The organism is uncultured Desulfosarcina sp. (assembly GCF_963664155.2).
Classification (GTDB): Bacteria; Desulfobacterota; Desulfobacteria; order Desulfobacterales; family Desulfosarcinaceae; genus Desulfosarcina.
In genome coordinates this window covers 3124995-3145186 of record NZ_CAXXXH010000001.1, presented here as the reverse complement: position 1 = coordinate 3145186, position 20192 = coordinate 3124995, and the positions used below count along the sequence as shown (strand labels likewise).

Sequence of the window (20192 nt, the reverse complement as noted above, 5' to 3'; positions counted from 1 at the left end):
TGCAAGAAAAGAGTGGATAAAGGATTGTAATCTTGCAAATAACATAGCACAAAATAGGTAATTTTTCTAATGTTTTCTGGTGGATAAATGCTTTTTCAGGACCGACTATTTAGGCAGCATGCTTTCATGACTTGCCTGCCGGATACGGCAACGGATATTGCCCCCGGTGAGAATCACGTGGTGTTCCCCCCTGGCTTGACGTATATCGGCTGCCGCCTTATGGAAAAATATCGCGGAAGACCTCGGCGGCGAATAAAAGGAAGTCACTGTTGAACGCGAATACGGATGTTGTCATTATCGGTGCCGGCGCATCGGGATTGATGTGCGCCATGGAAGCCGGCAAACGCGGCCGCCGGGTGGTGGTTCTGGATCATAGCAAAACACCGGGACGAAAAATCATGATGTCCGGCGGTGGACGCTGTAATTTTACCAACCGGAACATCGACCCCGGCTGCTACCTGTCCCACAATCCCCATTTCTGCAAATCGGCGCTTAGCCGCTACACCCAATGGGATTTTATCGAACTGGTGGACAAACACGGCATCGCCTATGCGGAAAGAAGCCACGGGCAATTGTTCTGCACGGGCAGTGCCCGCCAGATCCTGGACATGCTGTGTTCCGCGTGCGTAAAAACAGGGGTCTCTTTCAGCCTCGATATTAAAATTGAAACCATCGAAGGGCTATCGGATCACCGATTTGCGATTCATACCAGCCGGGGAGAGTACGCCTGCCGTTCTCTGGTAGTGGCCACGGGCGGGTTGTCCATGCCGGAGACGGGCGCCAGCCCGTTGGGCTATGAAATTGCCCGGCAATTCGGCATCCCCGTTCGGCCGCTGCGTGCCGGTCTGGTTCCTTTCACGCTCCAGCCGTCGGACAAAAAAGTCCTGGCCGGGTTGTCCGGCATCTCACTGGATGCCGCCGTCAGCAGCCGGAGGCGTCGGTTCCGCGAAAACATCCTGTTCACCCACCGGGGACTCAGCGGCCCGGCCATCCTGCAGCTCTCATCCAGCTGGCAGCCCGGCGAGCCGATCACCATCGACCTGCTGCCGGACATGGATCTGGTGGCGGTGCTGAAAGCACAGCAAGAGCGGCACCCGCAGCGCAAGGCCAAGACGGTGCTGGTGACGTTCCTGCCCAAACGGCTGGTGGCGGCGCGGCTCACACCTGCCGTTGCCGAACAACCGCTTCAGCACCTTTCCCATCAACAGTTCAGGGAAATTGCCGCCCAGTTGCAGCAGTGGACCCTCAAACCGGGCGGCACCGAAGGATACCGGACCGCAGAAGTAACCGTGGGCGGTGTGGACTGTGATGCCATCTCTTCGAAAACCATGCAGGCACGTCAAGTGCCGGGACTGTTTTTTACCGGTGAGGTGCTGGATGTCACCGGCTGTCTGGGAGGATACAACCTGCAATGGGCCTGGTCATCGGGGTGGTGCGCCGGCCAGGCGGTATAACACCGGTGCATTTCGCCGCTGAATCAATGATATGGACAACCCGTTGCCGCATAGACCGCGGCACCCTGCCCATCGATTTTACTCTTTTGTTTCGATGATCCCATACACATTCTTCGACGGTGGACTTCCTCGGCGCTCAGTGGAGACCACACACCGGCTGAAATGGGGTTGGGATCGCCGGTTCAGGGCCACGAGGACGCGGGCCACGGTTTCGCTGATGATGCCGGCATCGGCCTGGCGGGTGAGTTCTTCCAGAGCGGTGCGATTATCATAGGAAACCGGACGGTAAGGCCGCGGTGAGATCAAGGCGTCATATACATCGCTGACCATGATGATGTCGATCATCTGGTTGTCGATGGAAATGCCCAACGGGTATCCGCTGCCGTCCTTACGTTCATGGTGGTCCCGGGCCACCTCGGCGGCAAAAGTCCCAGGATCCTGGAAGTAGTAGCTCAGCAGCACGTAGCCGGCCAGCGCGTGGTGTCGGAGGTGCGCATGCTCCGCCGTGGTAAGCGGCGTCTCCTTGGTAAGAATCTCCAGCGGGACGCATAGCTTGCCGATATCGTGGGTAGGCCCGGCCATGACTTCCTGGAGCAGGGCGTCCCGGTCGTCGATCAGTTCCCGGGCGATGAGAATGGAAAGGGCGAAGACGAGCAAGGTGTGGCGATACGTATAAAAATCCAGCTCGCGAAAATGATAGAGCGATTCCAACACCGGTTCGGGAAGAACGACATCCCCGGCGATTTCAAGCAGTCTTTCCTGCCTATGGGTCTCTAAGAAAATCAGGTCGTAGGGGGAAGCGGCAAAAAAACCCAGCAGATCGGCCCTGACCTGCCGGTAGTCCAGCAGACGGCAGCTTTCCATGGCAGTCGCCCGCCCGCTGACAACCGTTTCCATGACCTGGGGGGACAGGCAGGTCCCGGCGGCGATCAAAAGGTTGCCCTTTCGATCGGTTACCGAGTGAGTGAGTCGGCAGTCCGGCATGGGTTGCTCCTTTTTAGCTTTTTACCCGCGCCATGTATTGACCGGTCTCCGTGTTCACCCGCACAACCTCTCCTGCAGTCATATATTCGGGCACCATCACGGATATCCCGTTGGACAGCGTGGCGGGCTTGTTCCGGTTGGTGGCTGTGGCACCCTTGATCACCGGAGTGGTGTCCACGATTTCCAGATCGATGGTCTGGGGCAGTTCGATGCACAGGGGGTGACCGTCCCTGAGCAGCGCCGTGATGCCTTCCAGGCCGTCAATCAGCCACTGGGTCTGCCCTTCAAGGGTTTCCTCGGACAGGGTATGCTGCTCGTAGTTTTCACTGTCCATGAAGGTATACATGCTCTGGTCCCGGAAGAGAAAACTCACCCGGCGTTTGTCCACCGCCATCTCTTCCAGCGTATCGTTGCCCTTGTATGTCTGGTCCAGTTTCTGCCCCGTGATCAGCGAGGCGTACCGGACCTTGTACAGGGTGTTGGCCCCCCTTGCCGACGGGGTGTGGACATCGATCTGTTTGACCTGGTAAGGGTGGTTGTCGATATTGATGATATGGCCTTTTTGAAGATTGCTGGCTTTGGGCATCGTCGTTCTCCTGTGACATCGTCATTGCTGAGGGTAGGGGCAGCGGGTCGAATCCGGGCCGTTGGTTGCTCCGAATTAAAAAACAAGCCCCTTGAGCCTGTTTCAAAACGTTTCAGTTCGGTCAAGATCAAGGCGGGCGATCATTTCACCCGCCGGTGCAGCCGCGCTGCGTCGAGGATTGAAATATGAGCCCAACCCCGATATTGGCTGAAATGGGGCGTTTTGAAATTGGTTCCCTTATATCGCTTATCCAAGTCCAGGGCAATACAGTTGACGTTTAAATGGTGAAGCACCATGTTAGCAATACGGCGCAAGACCTTGCCCGTGAACATAAAAAGGATCTGGATGCCAATCATCAGGAGTTGTTGAGGACAACATTGAACGATCACCCCATTTTCGAAAAACTGCAGCAGGCCGCGTTAACCCCTGAACAGCAAACGCGCCTTTTTGAACTGATCGCCGCCACCTTTAAAAACGCCATCGACGTCCGAGCACCCAAAAATCGCCCCCCGGGCAAAGCGGGACTCCGGGCCGAAAAAGGATACTACCGCCTGCTGTACCTGGAGGGAAACCTTCATGATAAAGTCAACACCCGTGACAAATCGAATCCGGATGCCCCTTCCTACAATTGGGACCCCCTGATTGACATCATGCGACAACTTAAGGATATCCCCGAACTTCGCTCGGAGATCCTGGCGGGGGTCAAAAGCGCGCTGGATCAAATTACAGGCCAGACGCAGACCCGTGATTAACAACCGGTTGAGTATTGCATTGGACCTGATCGTCAAGCGGATGATCGCAGGCCGGAAGCCCCCCGTATATACCCTCATGGAGGGTTAGGTGGTTTTATAGGGTTTACAGGCCATCCGCACCAAACCTATAGTCGGTGTTGTTGATTAGGTGTCCGGACTGGCCGTTGTCGCATATCTCGATCCGTTTCCGCCCCCCATGCAAGTCGCACCCGCCGCTTCGATTGCACGTTTGATGAAGCATGATATCGTTCAGGAGTGACAATGATGAATAGTGGTCCCATAAAATTGCCGATGTCCGGCCTTCAGGCGGAACGGTCCACCTGAAGGCCCATTGCAAGGCTGACGAATGGCCTAATGGCGGCAGGAGTAGGGCTTTTGCCGTCCAGAGAAAAAGGAGGTTTAAAATGGTAATTGTGGGAACCATCAAATTCAAGCCGGAAACGGCCAAGGACATCGGCAAGCGTTTTATAGAACTGCCGCCGGTGCCGGGTTACATGAAGCTGATCGGTCCTTTTGTCAAAGCAAAAATGGAAGGAACCCATGGGCTGGAAATTTTTGAAGTGGAGGAGTCCAAATTGGCCTTGGCAATGGAATATGTGTCCAACCGATATATATCCTTCTACGGCATACCGGATTTTAACTTCACGGCCGAGATTCACTACAGTGCCCAGGAAGCGCTAAAAATGGTTGGTCTGGCCTAACCCCGTTGCATTCGGGTCCGGCGGTGTTCGGAAAACGCATACCGGATGCTGCCGGATCACCTGCGTTGTTCAACCCACCGGGTCATCGATTTTACAGAACATCTTCACATCCGGGCTCTGTTCCTGCCTCTGCCGGTATTCCGGACGGCTCTCCTGGATGAAACCCAGCTGGGTATACAACGCTTCCAGGCGGGGGTTGTTGGTCAGGGAGATAAAGCGCGTGTATCCCTGCGACTTCATCAAGGCCATGAAGGATTTTACCGTATGCACCCCCACCCGCTGGTTGCGAAAGCGGGTGGAGATGGCCAACGCGCCCATTTCCACGGTCCGGGCGTCGATGATTTTCTGCTCGACGCAGCCCACCACGATGCCGTCGATGGCGGTGACGTAAAACCGTTGCCGATTTTTGTTCAGGTAGCTTTTGGTACGCGGTTTCAAAAAACCCGAACGCTTGTACATCTCAAGAATACGGTGAACGAGGGCCACCTCTTCATCGGTCCGCACCTGACGGAAATCTTCCTGGAAGTTGTTGGCGATGAGCGTGCCCGCCCCTTCCACGGTGAAGAGCTCGTGCTTAATGGAATTTTTGCCCGCCGCCAGGATGTGCACACGGTCACACTGCCCGGCCTCGATCTTCCTGCAGATGCACGCCATGGCGCCTTTGAAGTTGACGTTGGCGATCAGATCACCGAAATCCTCCATCGATTCGCGGACCCGGGCGGTGGTGATGGCGTTGATTTTGTTTGCCTGGCGGTCGATGAGATACCGGCGCTCCAGAAAAATGACCTTGAACATGGATTCCCGATGATCGAGCACCGCTTCGTAAAAATCAATCTCCGGGGAAATCCGGACAATGCCGGTAGCCGGCAGCCGGCGCTCCAGCTGAACGACCAGCTTCTGGTTGGCAAAACGGTTGGGCATGTTGTGGAGCAGGGCGGTCCGGGCGCCGTGGCGAACCAGGAATTTGATGTCGGTGATGATATCCTGAAAGTGATCGCGCAGAATGCCCTCCCGACAGGCAATGAAAACCTCCCTGCCGGCAAGGGCGCGTGCGTACTCTTTCAGATAAAGTTTGGGCATGGTCAAAAATCGTGAATGCCGGTATAGCTCTCCGGCGTAATCGCCAGCAGTTCCTTTTTAACAGGCTCGGACACATCCAGCGTGCCGACGAACGCAATGATGGCGGCCCGGTCGATAACCGCGTGGGTGCGGGTCAGCGCCAGCAGGGTCTCGTAGGGTTCAGGGTAGCCTTCCCGCCTCAATACGGTCTGAATGCCTTCGGCCACCACGGCCCAGTTGTTGTCGAGGTCTTTTTTCAACGCGTCTTCGTTGAGAATCAGTTTGTCCAGCCCCCGCTTGAGCGATTTGAGGGCGATAAGGGTGTGACCCAGCGGCACCCCGATATTGCGGATCACCGTGGAGTCGGTCAGGTCACGCTGAAGCCTGGAGATGGGCAGCTTGGCAGAAAGGTGTTCCAACAGGGCATTGGCAATGCCCAGGTTGCCCTCGGCATTCTCGAAATCGATGGGGTTGACCTTGTGGGGCATGGCCGAGGAACCGATCTCGCCCTTTTTGATTGTCTGTTTGAAATAGTCCATGGAGATGTAAGTCCACAAGTCCCGGCAAAGATCCAGAAAAATGGTGTTGATCCGCTTCACGCCGTCGCAGAACGCAGCCAGATGGTCGTAGTGTTCGATCTGGGTGGTTACCCGGGAGCGGTGCAGCCCCAACCCGTCGTTGACCAGCCGGTTGCCGAAGGCGATCCAGTCGATGTCCGGATAGGCCACGTGGTGGGCATTGAAATTGCCCGTGGCGCCGCCGAACTTGGCGGCGAAAGGGACGGCCGCCAGCAGCTTCATCTGTTGGGTCAGCCGATCCACGAACACGTAAATTTCCTTCCCCAGCCGGGTGGGGGAGGCGGGCTGGCCGTGGGTCCGGGCCAGCATGGGCACCGGCTTCCATTGTCTGGCCATGGTCGTCAGCTCGGCCACGGTCGATTCCAGCGCCGGCAGCATCACGGCGTGCCAGGCCTCCTTCAGGGAGAGCGGCACGGCCGTATTGTTAATGTCCTGCGAAGTGAGGCCGAAGTGGATGAATTCCTTGTAGGCGGACAGGCCCAACCGGTCAAAGGTCGCTTTGACGAAATACTCTACCGCCTTGACATCGTGGTTGGTGGTCTTTTCGATCTCCTTGATCTCGGCCGCATCGTCCATGGTGAAGGTTTGACAGGTTTCCCGCAGGCGTTCGAATGCCGCGGGTTCGATATTCGCCAGTTGGGGCAGGGGCAGCCGGCACAGGGCGATGAAGTATTCGATCTCCACCCGGACCCGGTAGCGGATCAGGGCGCCTTCGCTGAAATAGTCGGACAGGGCGGCGGTGGCCCTCCGGTAGCGGCCGTCCACCGGGGAAACGGCAGTCAGGGGAGAAAGTGTCATGGGGCCTCCTCAATTATAGGCGGAAAAATAAGCGAAAAAAATCTCTCTCGATTCATTGATGCGCATCACGGTCCATTGAATGCCTGTTATCGATCTTGGATAAACCGGTGATCATCGGTGGCCGGATGGCATATCGTCCAGGCCGCTTATAGAAAAATGGCCCGACATTGTCAAACCGGAGATAGCCTGCAACCCCACCATCCGAACCATTGACCACCCACCTCAGGATTCAGTCCTCTGTCTCCAGGCCAACAGATCCCTCAAGGCGGTTTGCCGCTGGCTGGTGTCCTGGTTTCTCACCGCCATGGCCATGGCTTTGCGGGTGCCCACCAGCACCGCCAGCCGCCGGGCGCGCGTCAGGCCAGTGTACAGGAGGTTCCTGAAGAGCATCTTAAAATGCTGGGTGAGCACCGGAAGGATGACCACTTCAAATTCACTGCCCTGGGATTTGTGGATCGTAATGGCGTATGCCAGGTCCAGTTCGACAATATCGTCCCGTTGATAGTCGACGGTGCGGCTGTCCGGAAAAAAAGAGACCGTGCAGGTCAGCGCCGCGTTGTCGATCTGAACGATCTCGCCGATGTCACCGTTGAACACACCCAGATCGTAGTTGTTCCTGCGATGGATGACCCGGTCTCCGGTTCTGAAGACCCGTTCACCCACCTTAAGCTGTTGTTTTCCTGCTGCTGGGGGATTGGCCGCCTCCTGAATCATCGCATTCAAACTCAGGGTGCCGAGACTGCCCCGAGTCATGGGGGAAAGGATCTGGATTTCACAGTCCCGGCCGCGATATTTCGGGATCCATTCCAGGTATAATTTCTTGATGACGTCAGACGCAGAAAGCCCATAGTGCAGTGAAGACCAGGGGTGGATTTTTTTCAGGACGGAAACCAGTTCTTCGATTCGATTGCCGGCCCGGGCCACCTGGTCCGGATTGACATGTTCAAATTTTTTGGGAATCGTCAGTTCGGTCTCGTAAGGGACGACCGTCTCGCTGATGCGGAATTCATAAAGATTATCCTCACCACCCGCTTCCGGGGAGGACGGGCGCGCATCATAAAATCGTTTCACCCTGGACACGAAACGCAGCTGATCCTGGGTGGCTTCATCCGAATCCATGAAGAAACAATCGGCACCGCTGGTCCAGATCTCCGGCTTTTTAAACGGAGAGTCGATATACGGCATACCTCCGCGATTGATCTCATGGGCGTATTTGATGATCAGGGACTGCTCCGCCTGCCTGAAAATCCGGGTCAATCGAAAGGAAGGGACCCTGCCGGAAGCGATGATATCCCGCAGGACATTGCCGGCGCCCACCGAAGGCAGCTGGTCGGCATCGCCGATAAAAAGGACCTGTCCGCGTTCCGGAACCGCCTTGAGCAATGACGCCGTCAGGCTGATATCCAGCATGGAACATTCATCCACGATGAGAAAATCCGCATCGAGGGGGTTCTCTTCGTTTTTCTTGAACCGCCCCAACTGCCATTCCAGCAGCCGGTGGATCGTCTTGGATTCCCGGCCGATGACATCGGTCATCCGCTGTGCGGCCCGGCCGGTAGGGGCGGCCAGCAACACGCGCGCGTGAAGCGCTTCGAGCAGCTTCACCAGAACAAGGGTCGTGGTGGTCTTGCCCACCCCGGGACCTCCGGTCATCACGGAGAACTGTCTGCCTACGATGCCCTGAACGGCCGCCGCCTGCTCATCGCTCAAACGGATGCGGCTGATCCGGCAGTAACGGCCGATCCAGCGCCGCACCCAATCCATGTCGATGGGGACCGGGCTATCCATGCGGGCAATCTTACGGGCCACAACCAACTCATCGAAATACAGCGTTTTTGAGTAATAGCATCGCTCGGTGCCCGCTTCGGGATCTTCTCGCCCACGCACCATCAGCAGGCCGCCGGTCTCCATATCCTTGAGCAGTGCGGGCAAACGGTCGACCACGTCCAAGGCCAGCAGGTCATGGGTCTGCACCCGGATCTGCGCTTCCGTCAGGTAGCAGTGGCCGAAATCTCTGCTGGCGGCCAACACGTGGCTGATTCCCGCCATGATTCGTTGCCGGCTGTCGGCGGCCAAACCGATGCTCAGGGCGACCTTGTCCGCTGAAAAAAAACCAATCCCGTAAAAATCCCTGGCCAGCCGATAAGGGTCTTCGGTGACCGTGGCGATGGCCTGGTCCCCGTATGTTTTATAAATCCGGACGGCATACAGCGTGCTGATCCCATGGGACTGGAGAAACATCATGACCTCGCGGACGGCTCGGTGCTCGATCCACGCCGCGCTGATGGTCTCCAGCTTTTTTTCTGCAATCCCCGGAACCTCGGTAAGCCTTTCGATATCCCCTTCGAAAATGTCCAGCGTCTCCTTGTCAAAGTACCCGACAATTTTTTTTGCCGTCTTGGGGCCGACGCCCTTGATGAGCCCCGATCCGAGGTATTTTTCCAGCGCCGCGCTGGTGGCCGGCTTGAGTTCCATGGCACGGGTGGCGTTGAATTGACGGCCATATCTGGGGTTGACGGTCCAGGCGCCGGTAAATTCCATGGTCGCACCGGCAAATACCCGGGTCTGGTGAACAATTACGGTTTCCTGCTGGTGGGGGTTGTCGAACGGCAAGACGCGAAGGACAGACCAGCCGTTATCGGCATTATGATAGGTGACGCGATCCACGATCCCGCGCAGTCGTTCGGTAATGGTGCCGGTTTGAAGGATTGTTGGCGGTTGCATGAGAAAAGTGGCCGTCGCGTCTATCCGGACAGTTAATGGGAAAGTGATTTTCTTCCGAACCTGTTTCAAAACGACTTAGTTCGGTCAAGATCAAGGCGGGCGATCATTTCACCCCAGGCGCAGCCGCGCTACGTTGAGGATTGAAATGTGAGCCCAACGCCGATATTGGCCGAAATGGGGTGTTTTGAAATTGGCTCTTCCGATTGAATATTTACCGTGGCCCCGTAGCCCAATCCGGCACGCGGATCTCCGATGGTTTCAAGGGATCGGGAAGGTAACCCTTGATATCGATCACCGGCGTGCCGTTGCGGGCGTCGATCGCATCGATGCGGATCGTGGTCCCGGTAACGGAGATCACCCGGCAGGTCGACATGCCGATCAGGTTGGGGCGGACCGGGGCATGGGTGGCAAAAACGCCGGTAAGCGGGTTTGCAGGGTTTTTCCGCGGGTGTACCCGTAGCCGGCGGCGGTCTTCCGGATTATCGTTTTCGTGAAACCAGTAGCACACGATGATATGCGAAAAACCCTCCAGCCCCAGAAGGCCGTCCTGGAAATCGGTTTCGAGGTCGATGCGCACCTCATTGCCTTCCTTGCCAACCCAGCCGATGGGATGCACCTGAAACGAGTCGCTCATGGCGGTCTCCTCGTGAATAGTGAAGGAAGGTTTCATACAATCAACTTGCAACCCGATGATCAAGAAATATATTATAGACTAATCAAACCGGACACCGGATCAACCGGGCATTGAATGACCTGGCTACCACAGCCGTTTAAAAGGTTTCACTTGATTAACCTGTTGTAATTAAATACACTTATTTTCATGGGATATATTTTCGACTTTCATGATGCCAAACGATACGACCAGTGGATTGTAAAGCGGAAAAACCGCTTTGCCGCTGACCTTGAGAGCCGCCTCATGCTGGGGATGCTGGATCCGGTCGCCGGGGAATCGGTGCTGGACATCGGTTGCGGTACCGGAGCCTCGATCGAACCGCTCTTGGAGAAGGGCCTCGACGTGACAGGCATCGACCCTTCTCCCTACATGCTGGATATCTTGTCCGAAACGCTGGGCAATCGCGTCTCCCTGTATCGCGGAATTGCCGAAGATCTTCCCTTTGATGACAATTCGTTCAACCATGCCTGCCTGTTTACCTGCCTGGAATTTGTAGACCATCCGAAAAAGGCCCTGGCAGAAGCCTTTCGGGTGGCCAAGGACCGGGTGTTTATCGGATTTTTGAACCGCTACGCCCTAACGGGCATTGGCCGGCGGGTGCAAGGGATATTCACCCCGACCATTTACAACCGAGCCAACTTTTTCAGCGTCTGGGAAATCAAAAGCATGGTCCGGGAGTTGATGGGGCCGGTCCCGGTGTGCTGGCGGACCGTCTGCCAGTTTCCCGGCCCTTGGGGAGCTTGGATGAAGCATATCGAAGGATCAGGCCTGGTCCAGCGCTTCCCCTTCGGGACCTTCGCCGGTATGGTCGTCACCCTGGTGCCCCGGTTCCGCACGCGTCCCCTGGCCATCCAATACAAGCCCAAAAAAGTCGGCCGCATAGTAGCCGGTGCGGCCGGCTGTTCCGGCATGGCCCCATCCAATGGTTTCGACGATTCCCGGCAATAGCCGGCTGGAAATGGCAATCCCCTTTTCGGTTTAATAATTGACCGAATTTGGTGAGAATCATTTGACAAAAGATTCAAATAACTGTCTAAATTAAAAAATTCTGTTTTGGACCCGCAGACCCCATGGCCAGGAACAGACCCCGAAAGGAAAGGAGCCGCCCCCGATGGAAGCCTGGCTCTACGAAACCCTGCAAAACCAACGTGTCCGATGCCGGCTGTGCAGCCACATGTGCGTAATCGGCAACGGCAAACGGGGAATCTGTGGGGTGCGGGAAAACCGGGATGGTGTTCTGGAGACACGGGTATACGGGCGCCTGATCGCTGCCGGCGACGACCCCATCGAGAAAAAACCGCTTTTCCACCTGATGCCCGGCAGCCGGTCCTTTTCCATCGCCACGGTGGGCTGTAATTTCAAATGCCGGTTCTGCCAGAATGCGGACATCGCCCAGATGCCTGCGGACCGGGACGGCATGGTGGCGGGAGATGCGGCGACCCCGCAGCAGGTGGTAGCGGCCGCCCAGGGACGGAACTGTGCCAGCATCGCCTACACCTATACCGAACCGACTGTTTTTTTTGAGTTCGCCTGCGACACGGCACAATTGGCCCACAGCCAGGGCATCAAAAATGTATTCGTAACCAATGGGTTCATGAGCGCCGAGGCGCTGGAGCGGATCAGCCCCTGGCTGGATGCCGCCAACGTGGACCTGAAAGCCTTTACCGACGATTTTTACAAACGGCAGTGCGGCGCCAGGCTGGAACCGGTGAAGGAAACCCTGCGGCGGTTGAAAACCCTGAAGGTCTGGGTGGAAGTCACCACCCTGATCATTCCCGGGCTTAACGACAACCCCAGGGAGCTTTCCCAGCTGGCTGCCTTTATCGCCACGGATTTGGGTCCCGAAACCCCCTGGCACGTGAGCCGTTTTCACCCCACTTACCAGCTGACGGATCGAGGCGCGACTCCGGTGGAAACCCTCATGCAGGCCAGAAAAATCGGAATTGCCGCCGGGTTGAAGTATGTCTATACAGGCAACATCCCCGGACAGGGCGGCGAAGACACCCTCTGTCCCGGTTGCGGGAAAACCGTGATCGCCCGCCGTGGGTTTCAGATTATGGACAACCGGGTGCGAAATGGCCGGTGCAGCGGCTGCCAGACGGTCATAGCGGGCATCGGTATGTAAGGGAAATTATGTCAACCATCGGAAAGCTCAATCTGGATCATCTGGTCGGCCAGCAGGTGGGCACCTCCGTATTGCTGAAAAAGATCGGGCATGGCGCCATGTCCGCCGTTTTCGTGGCCTTCCAGAAAACCCTTAAACGGCAGATTGCCGTCAAGATCCTTCCCAAATCCCTGCTGACGGAAAAAACCGCCGCTTTTTTCCAGCAGGAGGCCGAGTCGGCAGCCATTTTGATGCACCCCCACATCATTCCCGTTTATGAGGTGGGCGAAACGGAGGAATTCCTCTTCTTTACCATGCAGCTGGTCAAGGGCAACGAATTGTCCTACTACATTCGGAGAACCCAGAAAAATATCGTCCCTTCCAAACGGTTTATGCCGCTTCCGACCATTCTTTCCCTGATGCTGAAAATCCTCGATGCATTGGCATATGCCCATGACAACGACATCGTGCATCGTGATATCAAACCGGACAACGTCATGATCGAAACGCATTCCAAGCGGCCGTTGATCACTGATTTCGGTGTGGCCCGGGTTTCGCGAACCACGAGCAAGAGCGACCGGTTGCTGTTGGGCACCCCCATGTATATCGCGCCGGAACAGATTCTATCGGGAACCGTTGACGGGCGCGCGGACATGTACAGCGCCGGAGTGATGATGCTCGAAATGCTCATGTCCAAGCTGCCCTACCCGCCCTACCGGACGGCCATGGATCTGCTCAAGATGAAGCTGGCGTTGAAAGACCGGATTTTCCGGCAGCGGCCATCTGAGGTCCATCCCGTGGCCAACCGAACCCTGGATGAGATCCTGTTCAGGGCATTGGCCTTTGACCGGGATCAGCGATACGACTCCTGTCGGGAGTTCGCATCGCAACTGGAACGCTTTTCGCAAAAATTGCCGACACCATCTTCAGCCAGATGAGGACACCATGCCACTTGATGCCGCAACGAAAAATCAGCTCTCCCAATTCGGTCGGACCATCGCCCTCCTGTTCAATCGCTCCATGATGTATCAGCCCAACCATCCGTTTGTGGAACAATCCATCGACATGTTCTACGAAGGCGCCGTAAACCTGCTGAAGATCATCTCGCCGGTGGTGTTCATTCTCAACCGCGAGGAATTTTTCGTGGATGAAGAGCCGCTGGATTCCCGCCTCAATGTGGGACGCCTGGCGCTGCTGTTCAAGACCAACGGCATTCAATCCATTTCCATTGAACCCGGTCTTGAACGGCGGGAGATCAAGGTCTTTCTGGAGGTGTTTGGCAACTTAAGCAAATATTCCGGGGCCGAAGGATTCAAAAAGGCAATCTTTGCCCGGGGGGTCGTCAATATCAAGGTTAACCACGTGCGTTACAAAAAAGTGACCGACGATGATGAGGTGATCGCCCGGGACGCACTGAAAGACCTGACCCCCCAGATGCTGGCCGCCGAAGACGAGGCCAAAACCCGCAAGATGTTCATGGACACGCTTCTGGAGAGCGTACTCACCGAGGAGTTCGCCAAAACCCTGAACATCGAATCCCTCATGGCCAATCCCGGGGCCGTATCCAAGAATATGATTCAGGCAGACCTGGAGCAGGTTTCAGCTGAAGGCAGGGGGGCGGGATCGGTTGGCGGCAGCGCCATCGGGGACGGTACCGGCGGCTCAGGTGGGGGAACCGGGGCTGGAGACGGTAGCGGCGGCCCGGGAACCGGATCCGGAGACGGGTCGGGTGGCGGTTGGGGACCGGGTGGAACCGGGGACGGACCTGGCAAGGCAGGAACCGGCACCGAAGATGGTGGCGGGACGGAAACGGGTTTAGGCAGGGGCGGCGCCGGTACGGGCAGCGGACCGGGGGGAGCCGGCGGGACAGGATCTGGCCCTGGAACCGGAGATGGCGCCGGCACGGGAACGGGCCCAGGCAGCGGCGGTGGCGGCACAGGCAGCGGTGCGGGAGGGCCCGGCGGATCGGGGACGGGCGGCCACGGCAACCTGCTGTTTCAGCAGTTGGAAGTGATGCGATTCGAAGTGGAAAAGCACCTGGAAGGCAAAGGCGATGTGGCCATTGCCGATCTGGCCGGTGCCGTCTTCGATATGAAAAAGCAGCTGTTGGAAGGCATCGAAGCCCAGAAAGCCCTGGGCGTCGCCTATGAAAACGAGGCGGCCATCCTGGAAAATGCCAATGAGCTCACTGATCGGGTGCTCATCCAACTGGTGAGAGACGAGTACCAGCAAGGCAAGATCACACCTGCGCGCATGGCCCATATCCTCAGGCGGCTCGTACCCGAGGCCGGCGAACTGAAACGGCTGCTGCCCAAAATTAAAACGACCCTGTTGGAGGAGGGCATGTCCCACACCCAGTATCTGGAGCTGATCCAGGCGTTGGGCAAGGAACTGCAGAGCGAGGGCCTGGCCAATATTCTCCAAGAGAGCGGCGAAGAGATCGGTGTGGACGGGGATCAGTTGATCGCGGAATTCAAGAATAATCCCGAGCAGGCGGCCCAGTTGATTTACCTGGCCGCCGAGATCCGCAAAGGCAGCGGGGACGAAGATGTGCTCGCCGATATTCTGGCCGGCTACGTGGAGCAGATGGGCGGCCAGATGGCCATGGACCAGACGCAGGAAAAGGACGATCCCGAGCATCTGAAAAAGGTGGTGGGAAGCATCGAGTCGACTATTGTCAGCCAGCTGGGCAAGATGGATGTGGGAGGCGTTGTGATCGCCAAGCTGGAAGACCGCCTCAACGCCCGGATGGAAACCGTCCTGGACCAGATGCGCGCTGAATGGATCAAATCCAAGGGCCAGCCCGGTGAAGGCGGAGGGAACGGAAAACCCCACAAAGTTCTCAGTGTTCTCCAGACCCTGGAGCAGAGCGTCAGCGAGCACGACGAGCTGGGGGAAATCCTCAAGATCGTCCGAAGAAAAGTCGAGGCCGGTGAGATCGATGAGAACAACTATAAAAAAATCCAGGATGAGATTGCCCATCAGAAGCAGCTGATCAAGGAAAAAGAGGCCAACCGGATCATGCCCACCGGCGTGATCAAAGCCAGCGCCATGGCCTTTATTCTGGAAAAGGAGATCGCCCGGGCCAACCGCTATGACTACTCCTTTTCCGCCCTGGCCTTCTCCATGGTAAAGATCAGACCCCGGTCAAAGGTGCCGACCGGTGCCATCAACAACGAAATCCTCATGGAAACCGTGCTGGCCCTGTTGTCCCAGACGTTCCGCGAGGTGGACATCGTCGGTCAGCTGGGCAAGAATACCATCGTGGCGGTGCTGCCGCTGATCAACCGCGAGGATTCCAAAAAAGCCCTGAACCGGGTGATGAAAGCCCTCCAGGACGAACCTATCGATGTGAACGGTGTCCCTGTGGATTTCAAATTTGCCGGCATTGCCATCAGCTTCGACGGTGAACACACACCGGACGGCAAAAGCTTTATCCGGGTGATGTCGGGCCGGCTGCAGGACATGGCCAACCGTTTGAAAAATATTCAATCCTTCATGTAAATAAACATGCGCTCCCGTGTCCTTTTCTTTTTTTTAATGGCCCTTACCGTTTCCGGAATTGTCCTGGCCGCCGGCGGACCGCCGGCCGATGCACCGGTTTTTCCTCCCAGCCTGGAAAGCTATGGGGACGGTGATCTGGGCAGCATCATCGGCATCCTGGACCACCGCATCCGTCAGACGCCTTTCAATCTGGTGGCCTCGCTCATCTTCCTGTGCGCCATCATCCACACTTTCCTTACCGGCCGGTTTATGGCGATCGCCCACCGGTGGTCCCATGATCACGAAGAGAAAATCAAGCAGGGGTTGGCGCCGCGGGATTCTGTGCACCTGGGTGCGGAAGCGTTCCATTTTCTGGGCGAGGTGGAGGCGGTGTTCGGCATCTGGGCGGCTGCCCTGGTGGGCGTCATCGTGTTGTTTTTCGATTGGCCCACGGCCAAAAGCTATATTCTGTACAAGGTGAATTTCACCGAACCGATGTTCGTCGTGGTGATCATGACCCTGGCGGCCACCCGCCCGATCCTGAAAGTCACGGAACGGTTCATGTGGAAAATCGCCAACCTTTTGGGCGGGACCCTCACCGCCTGGTGGTGGGCCATTTTGACCATCGGCCCTATCCTGGGATCGTTCATTACCGAACCGGCCGCCATGACTATTGCCGCCATGCTGCTGGCCGACAAATTCTATGCCCTGTCGCCCTCCGCTAAATTCAAATACGCCACCTTGGGCCTGCTGTTCGTAAACATTTCCGTGGGCGGCACCCTGACCAGTTATGCGGCGCCACCGGTGCTCATGGTGGCAACGCCCTGGAATTGGGACACGATGTTCATGCTGACCCATTTCGGATGGAAGGCTGTATTGGGTATGCTTGCGGCCAACCTGAGCTATTTTCTCATTTTTCGCAGTGAGTTGAAGACCCTTCAGGCGTCTTTTGCCATAAACAACCTCAAGGATGAAATCCAACAGCGCTATCTCAAACGTGCAGATGTTGAAGACATGCTGGACCAGTGCATCGAACGGCTCGATAATCGTTTCCATATTATGAGCACTTTTTCCGAGCAGATGAAGGATGTCGGCCGGGAACTCACCCAGCGTTTAGAGGTCAGGGCCTTGGCCGAACTGCAAGGCAAAGGCATCGATCAGGATCTGGCCCGCCGGGCGTTTGAAGAGCGCAACAAGGAGATCCAGCTTCGACGCATGCGCCGGGCCCTGCCCGGACTCCTGCCGCCGGAGGATCGCCCGCCGTTTTTAGACCCGGATTGGGATCACCGGGACGACCCGGTGCCGCTGTGGGTGACCCTGGCGCATATCGCCTTCATGGGGTGGACCATCATCAATGCCCACTATCCACCGTTTTTTATCCCGGGGCTGCTTTTCTTCCTGGGGTTCGCCCAAGTCACCTCCCCCTATCAAAACCAACTCAACCTGAAACCGGCCCTGCTGGTGGGGTTTTTTCTCGGCGGCCTGGTGATCCACGGCGGCCTCCAGGGCTGGTGGATCGAACCGGTGCTGGGCAACTTGACCGAAATCCCCCTGATGGTGGGAGCAACCGTTCTGACGGCATTCAACGACAATGCGGCCATCACCTTCCTGAGCACCCTGGTCCCCGATTTTTCAGACGCAATGAAATATTCGATCGTGGCCGGGGCCGTGGCCGGCGGCGGATTGACCATCATCGCCAATGCCCCCAACCCCGCCGGTCTGAGCATCCTCAAATCCTTTTTCGATGAAGAAGTGTCACCCGTTAACATCTTGCTGGCAGCCGCCCTGCCCACTGCCATTTTGTGGCTGACTTTTCTCATTTTTTAAGTAGAGAGGCGCATCATGAAGGTTTCCAGGACAGGTCAATGGGGGATGCTTTTCTGCAGCCTGCTGATGGTATCGGCCTGCAGTGCCAAGCGCCCGGTGTTTTATCCCAACGATCATCTCCAGACGGTCGGAAAGACCCAAGCCCGGGCGGATGCGGACCAATGCATGGCCGAGGCCAAAGAATACGGGGTCAAAAATGACGCCGGCAAAACCGTGGGCGGCAGAGCCGTAAAAGGGGCGACTCTCGGGGCGGCCATCAGCGCTGTGGTTTCAGCCGTCCTGGGCGGCAATGTAGGCCGGGCTGCCGGGGCAGGGGCCGCCGGAGGTGCCACGGCCGGCGCCGTGAGCGGCGCGATCGATGCTGACGAGCCGGATGCGGTCTTCAGAAATTACGTAAACCGGTGCCTCAGGGAAAGGGGATATGAAGTGATCGGTTGGCAGTAGCAGGCAGTTTCAAAAACCGGGTGACAACTGGATCTGAAACGTGTATTTTCGGCCGGATTTCACCAAAATAAAAAATAGTCGATGACCCGTTTCAACTTTTCGACCCGCAGATGATATGCGGCAGGACCCGCTGATGAAGGAGAACCCATGGCCTATCGTTACGATCCCCCGGACAACCTGGTTTCCCTGATTGAAGACAGTGTTGCGGCGTTTTCGGACGACCCCCTGTTCGGGACCAAGAATGCCGCCGGTGACTACGAATGGGTGACCTACGGGGAGGTAGGCCGCCGGATAGACAATCTTCGAGGCGGCCTGGCCCGCATGGGTATCAAACAGGGTGACGCGGTGGGCATCATCGCCAACAACCGCACCGAATGGGCGATCTGTGCCTTCGCCGCCTACGGCCTGGGTGCCAGATATATCCCCATGTACGAAAAAGAACTGCCGAAGATATGGCAATACATCATCAATGACGGCCGGGTCAGGCTGCTTTTCGTCGCCAATCCCGACATCCTCGGCCAGGTAACCGGTTTCAAGGATCAAACGCCGGGGCTGGAGAAGGTGCTGCTCATCGATGGCCATGGCGAGAACACCATGGCAGCGCTGGAACTGATGGGCCGGGCCCACCCGGCTGCCGCGATCCACCCCGATCCCCATGATATCGCCGTGCTGATTTACACCTCCGGAACCACGGGGGATCCCAAAGGCGTTCTGCTGTCCCACGGCAATTTCACCACCAATTTTCAGGCCGGTGGCGCCCTTTTCCCGGAACTGGGCTCCGACAGCCGCAGCCTGTGCATCCTGCCCTGGGCCCACTCTTTCGGCCAGACGGCGGAGCTTTACAATTTAATTCAATTCGGCGGATCCATGGGTTTCATGGGAGACATCACCACCCTTGCCGAAGACATGGCGAAAGTGCAGCCGACGCTGTTGGTTGCGGTTCCCCGGGTCTTCAACAAAATCTACGATGGCCTGTGGGCTAAAATGAACGAGACCGGCGGCCTGGTCAAGAAACTGTTCGTCATGGGCGTCGAGAGCGCCCGCCAGCGACGCGAACTGGCCGAAAAGATGCAATCCAGTTTCATGGTCAACCTGAAGTTCGGGTTGGCCGACAAAATTGTCTTCCAAAAAATCCGGGACCGTTTCGGCGGCCGGCTGACGACTGCCATCACCGGCAGCGCCACCATGAACGTCGAGATCGGCTACTTCTTCAGCGACATGGGCATCCCCGTGTACGACTGCTACGGCCTGACCGAAACCACGCCGGCCGTAACCATGAACTGTCCGGCAGCCCACCGTCCGGGAAGTGTGGGTCGCCCCATCGATCAAGTCCTCGTGGAAATTGACCGGCTGTTTCTCGAAGAGGACTCCGACGATGGCGAGATAATCGTCTATGGCCCCAACGTAATGAAAGGGTACAACAACAAGCCCGATGCCACCCGCGAAGTGATGACCACAGACGGTGGATTTCGCACCGGCGACCGGGGCCGCCTGGACAAAGACGGGTATCTGTACATCACCGGCCGCATCAAGGAGCAGTACAAACTGGAAAATGGCAAATACGTATTTCCGACAGCTCTCGAAGAGGAGATCCGGCTGCTCCCCTGGGTGGAAAACGCCATGATTTACGGCGAAGGGAAACCCTACAATGTCTGCATGATCGTACCCGATTTCGTGGTGCTCCAAAAATACGCCCGGGAAAACCAGTTCCCCGAAGACCCGGACCAACTGGTCGCCGACAGAGGCATCCAGGAAATGATCGGCAACGAAATCGCCGCCTTCCTGAAGGGCAAATTCGGCGGATACGAAATCCCCAAAAAGGTTGTGCTGCTCCAGGAGGACTTCTCACTGGAGGCCGGCACCCTCACCCAGACCATGAAACTGAAACGCCGCAGCGTGCTTGAACAATACCAGGATCAATTGGATGCCCTCTACACGTGAAATAATAGGGAGATGCAATCGTCCGGTGTCTGTTTTTGACATAACACACCCTTGACACCCTATCCGCCGATGCTCTAAATTTGG

The 20192-nt window shown here is 57.0% G+C and carries 16 protein-coding genes; 10 read left to right on the top strand and 6 right to left on the bottom strand.

Translation table 11 applies throughout. The features are described from left to right. Positions 1–269 precede the first annotated feature (269 nt). Positions 270–1454: an NAD(P)/FAD-dependent oxidoreductase gene (locus ACHZBS_RS14350; RefSeq protein ID WP_319407202.1), complete on the top strand. Its 1185-nt coding sequence runs from the start codon at positions 270–272 to the stop codon at positions 1452–1454. Positions 1455–1532: 78 nt separating this feature from the next. On the opposite strand, the gene ACHZBS_RS14345 is transcribed toward ACHZBS_RS14350, so the two are convergent. Beyond that, positions 1533–2438 carry an HD domain-containing phosphohydrolase gene (locus ACHZBS_RS14345; protein ID WP_319407201.1) on the bottom strand — a complete coding sequence of 302 codons (906 nt, stop codon included), beginning with the start codon at positions 2436–2438 and terminating at the stop codon, positions 1533–1535. 13 nt (positions 2439–2451) lie between these two features. Next, positions 2452–3024: an elongation factor P-like protein YeiP gene (gene yeiP, locus ACHZBS_RS14340; RefSeq protein WP_319407200.1), complete on the bottom strand. Its 573-nt coding sequence runs from the start codon at positions 3022–3024 to the stop codon at positions 2452–2454. 281 nt (positions 3025–3305) lie between these two features. Here yeiP and ACHZBS_RS14335 point away from each other — a divergent pair, with 281 nt between their 5' ends. Further along, complete coding sequence (locus ACHZBS_RS14335) at positions 3306–3776, top strand: hypothetical protein (protein ID WP_319407199.1); 471 nt, start codon at positions 3306–3308, stop codon at positions 3774–3776. A gap of 404 nt (positions 3777–4180) precedes the next feature. After that, complete coding sequence (locus ACHZBS_RS14330) at positions 4181–4477, top strand: hypothetical protein (protein ID WP_319407198.1); 297 nt, start codon at positions 4181–4183, stop codon at positions 4475–4477. A 69-nt stretch (positions 4478–4546) separates the two neighbouring features. Here ACHZBS_RS14330 and ACHZBS_RS14325 read toward each other — a convergent pair whose 3' ends face one another. The 4 genes from ACHZBS_RS14325 to tsaA form a co-directional block, all read right to left on the bottom strand. Further along, the gene (locus tag ACHZBS_RS14325; RefSeq protein ID WP_319407197.1) at positions 4547–5557 is read right to left on the bottom strand and encodes a GNAT family N-acetyltransferase; all 1011 of its coding nucleotides are present in this window, start codon (positions 5555–5557) and stop codon (positions 4547–4549) included. A 2-nt stretch (positions 5558–5559) separates the two neighbouring features. Beyond that, positions 5560–6912, bottom strand: a complete 1353-nt coding sequence (gene purB, locus ACHZBS_RS14320; protein WP_319407196.1) for an adenylosuccinate lyase — start codon at positions 6910–6912, stop codon at positions 5560–5562. 222 nt (positions 6913–7134) lie between these two features. Then, positions 7135–9636: an AAA family ATPase gene (locus ACHZBS_RS14315; protein WP_319407195.1), complete on the bottom strand. Its 2502-nt coding sequence runs from the start codon at positions 9634–9636 to the stop codon at positions 7135–7137. 211 nt (positions 9637–9847) lie between these two features. Continuing rightward, positions 9848–10270 (bottom strand): tRNA (N6-threonylcarbamoyladenosine(37)-N6)-methyltransferase TrmO, encoded by a 423-nt coding sequence (gene tsaA / locus ACHZBS_RS14310; RefSeq protein ID WP_319407194.1) that lies wholly within the window; start codon positions 10268–10270, stop codon positions 9848–9850. 186 nt (positions 10271–10456) lie between these two features. Here tsaA and ACHZBS_RS14305 point away from each other — a divergent pair, with 186 nt between their 5' ends. The 7 genes from ACHZBS_RS14305 (at position 10457) to ACHZBS_RS14275 (ending at position 20108) form a co-directional block, all read left to right on the top strand. After that, entirely contained in the window at positions 10457–11257 is an 801-nt protein-coding gene (locus ACHZBS_RS14305; protein ID WP_319407193.1) for a methyltransferase domain-containing protein, read from the top strand. Positions 11258–11420: 163 nt separating this feature from the next. Further along, positions 11421–12434, top strand: a complete 1014-nt coding sequence (amrS, locus tag ACHZBS_RS14300) for an AmmeMemoRadiSam system radical SAM enzyme (protein ID WP_319407192.1) — start codon at positions 11421–11423, stop codon at positions 12432–12434. Between the two features lie 8 nt (positions 12435–12442). Then, positions 12443–13351 (top strand): serine/threonine-protein kinase, encoded by a 909-nt coding sequence (locus tag ACHZBS_RS14295; RefSeq protein ID WP_319407191.1) that lies wholly within the window; start codon positions 12443–12445, stop codon positions 13349–13351. A gap of 7 nt (positions 13352–13358) precedes the next feature. Beyond that, the gene (locus tag ACHZBS_RS14290) at positions 13359–15917 is read left to right on the top strand and encodes a hypothetical protein (protein WP_319407190.1); all 2559 of its coding nucleotides are present in this window, start codon (positions 13359–13361) and stop codon (positions 15915–15917) included. Between the two features lie 6 nt (positions 15918–15923). Further along, a complete protein-coding gene (locus ACHZBS_RS14285) occupies positions 15924–17723 on the top strand; it encodes a putative Na+/H+ antiporter (RefSeq protein WP_319407189.1) in 1800 nt (599 codons plus the stop codon). Between the two features lie 15 nt (positions 17724–17738). After that, positions 17739–18167 (top strand): cell envelope biogenesis protein OmpA, encoded by a 429-nt coding sequence (locus ACHZBS_RS14280; RefSeq protein ID WP_319407188.1) that lies wholly within the window; start codon positions 17739–17741, stop codon positions 18165–18167. A gap of 147 nt (positions 18168–18314) precedes the next feature. Beyond that, entirely contained in the window at positions 18315–20108 is a 1794-nt protein-coding gene (locus ACHZBS_RS14275) for a long-chain fatty acid--CoA ligase (RefSeq protein WP_319407187.1), read from the top strand. Positions 20109–20192 lie beyond the last annotated feature (84 nt).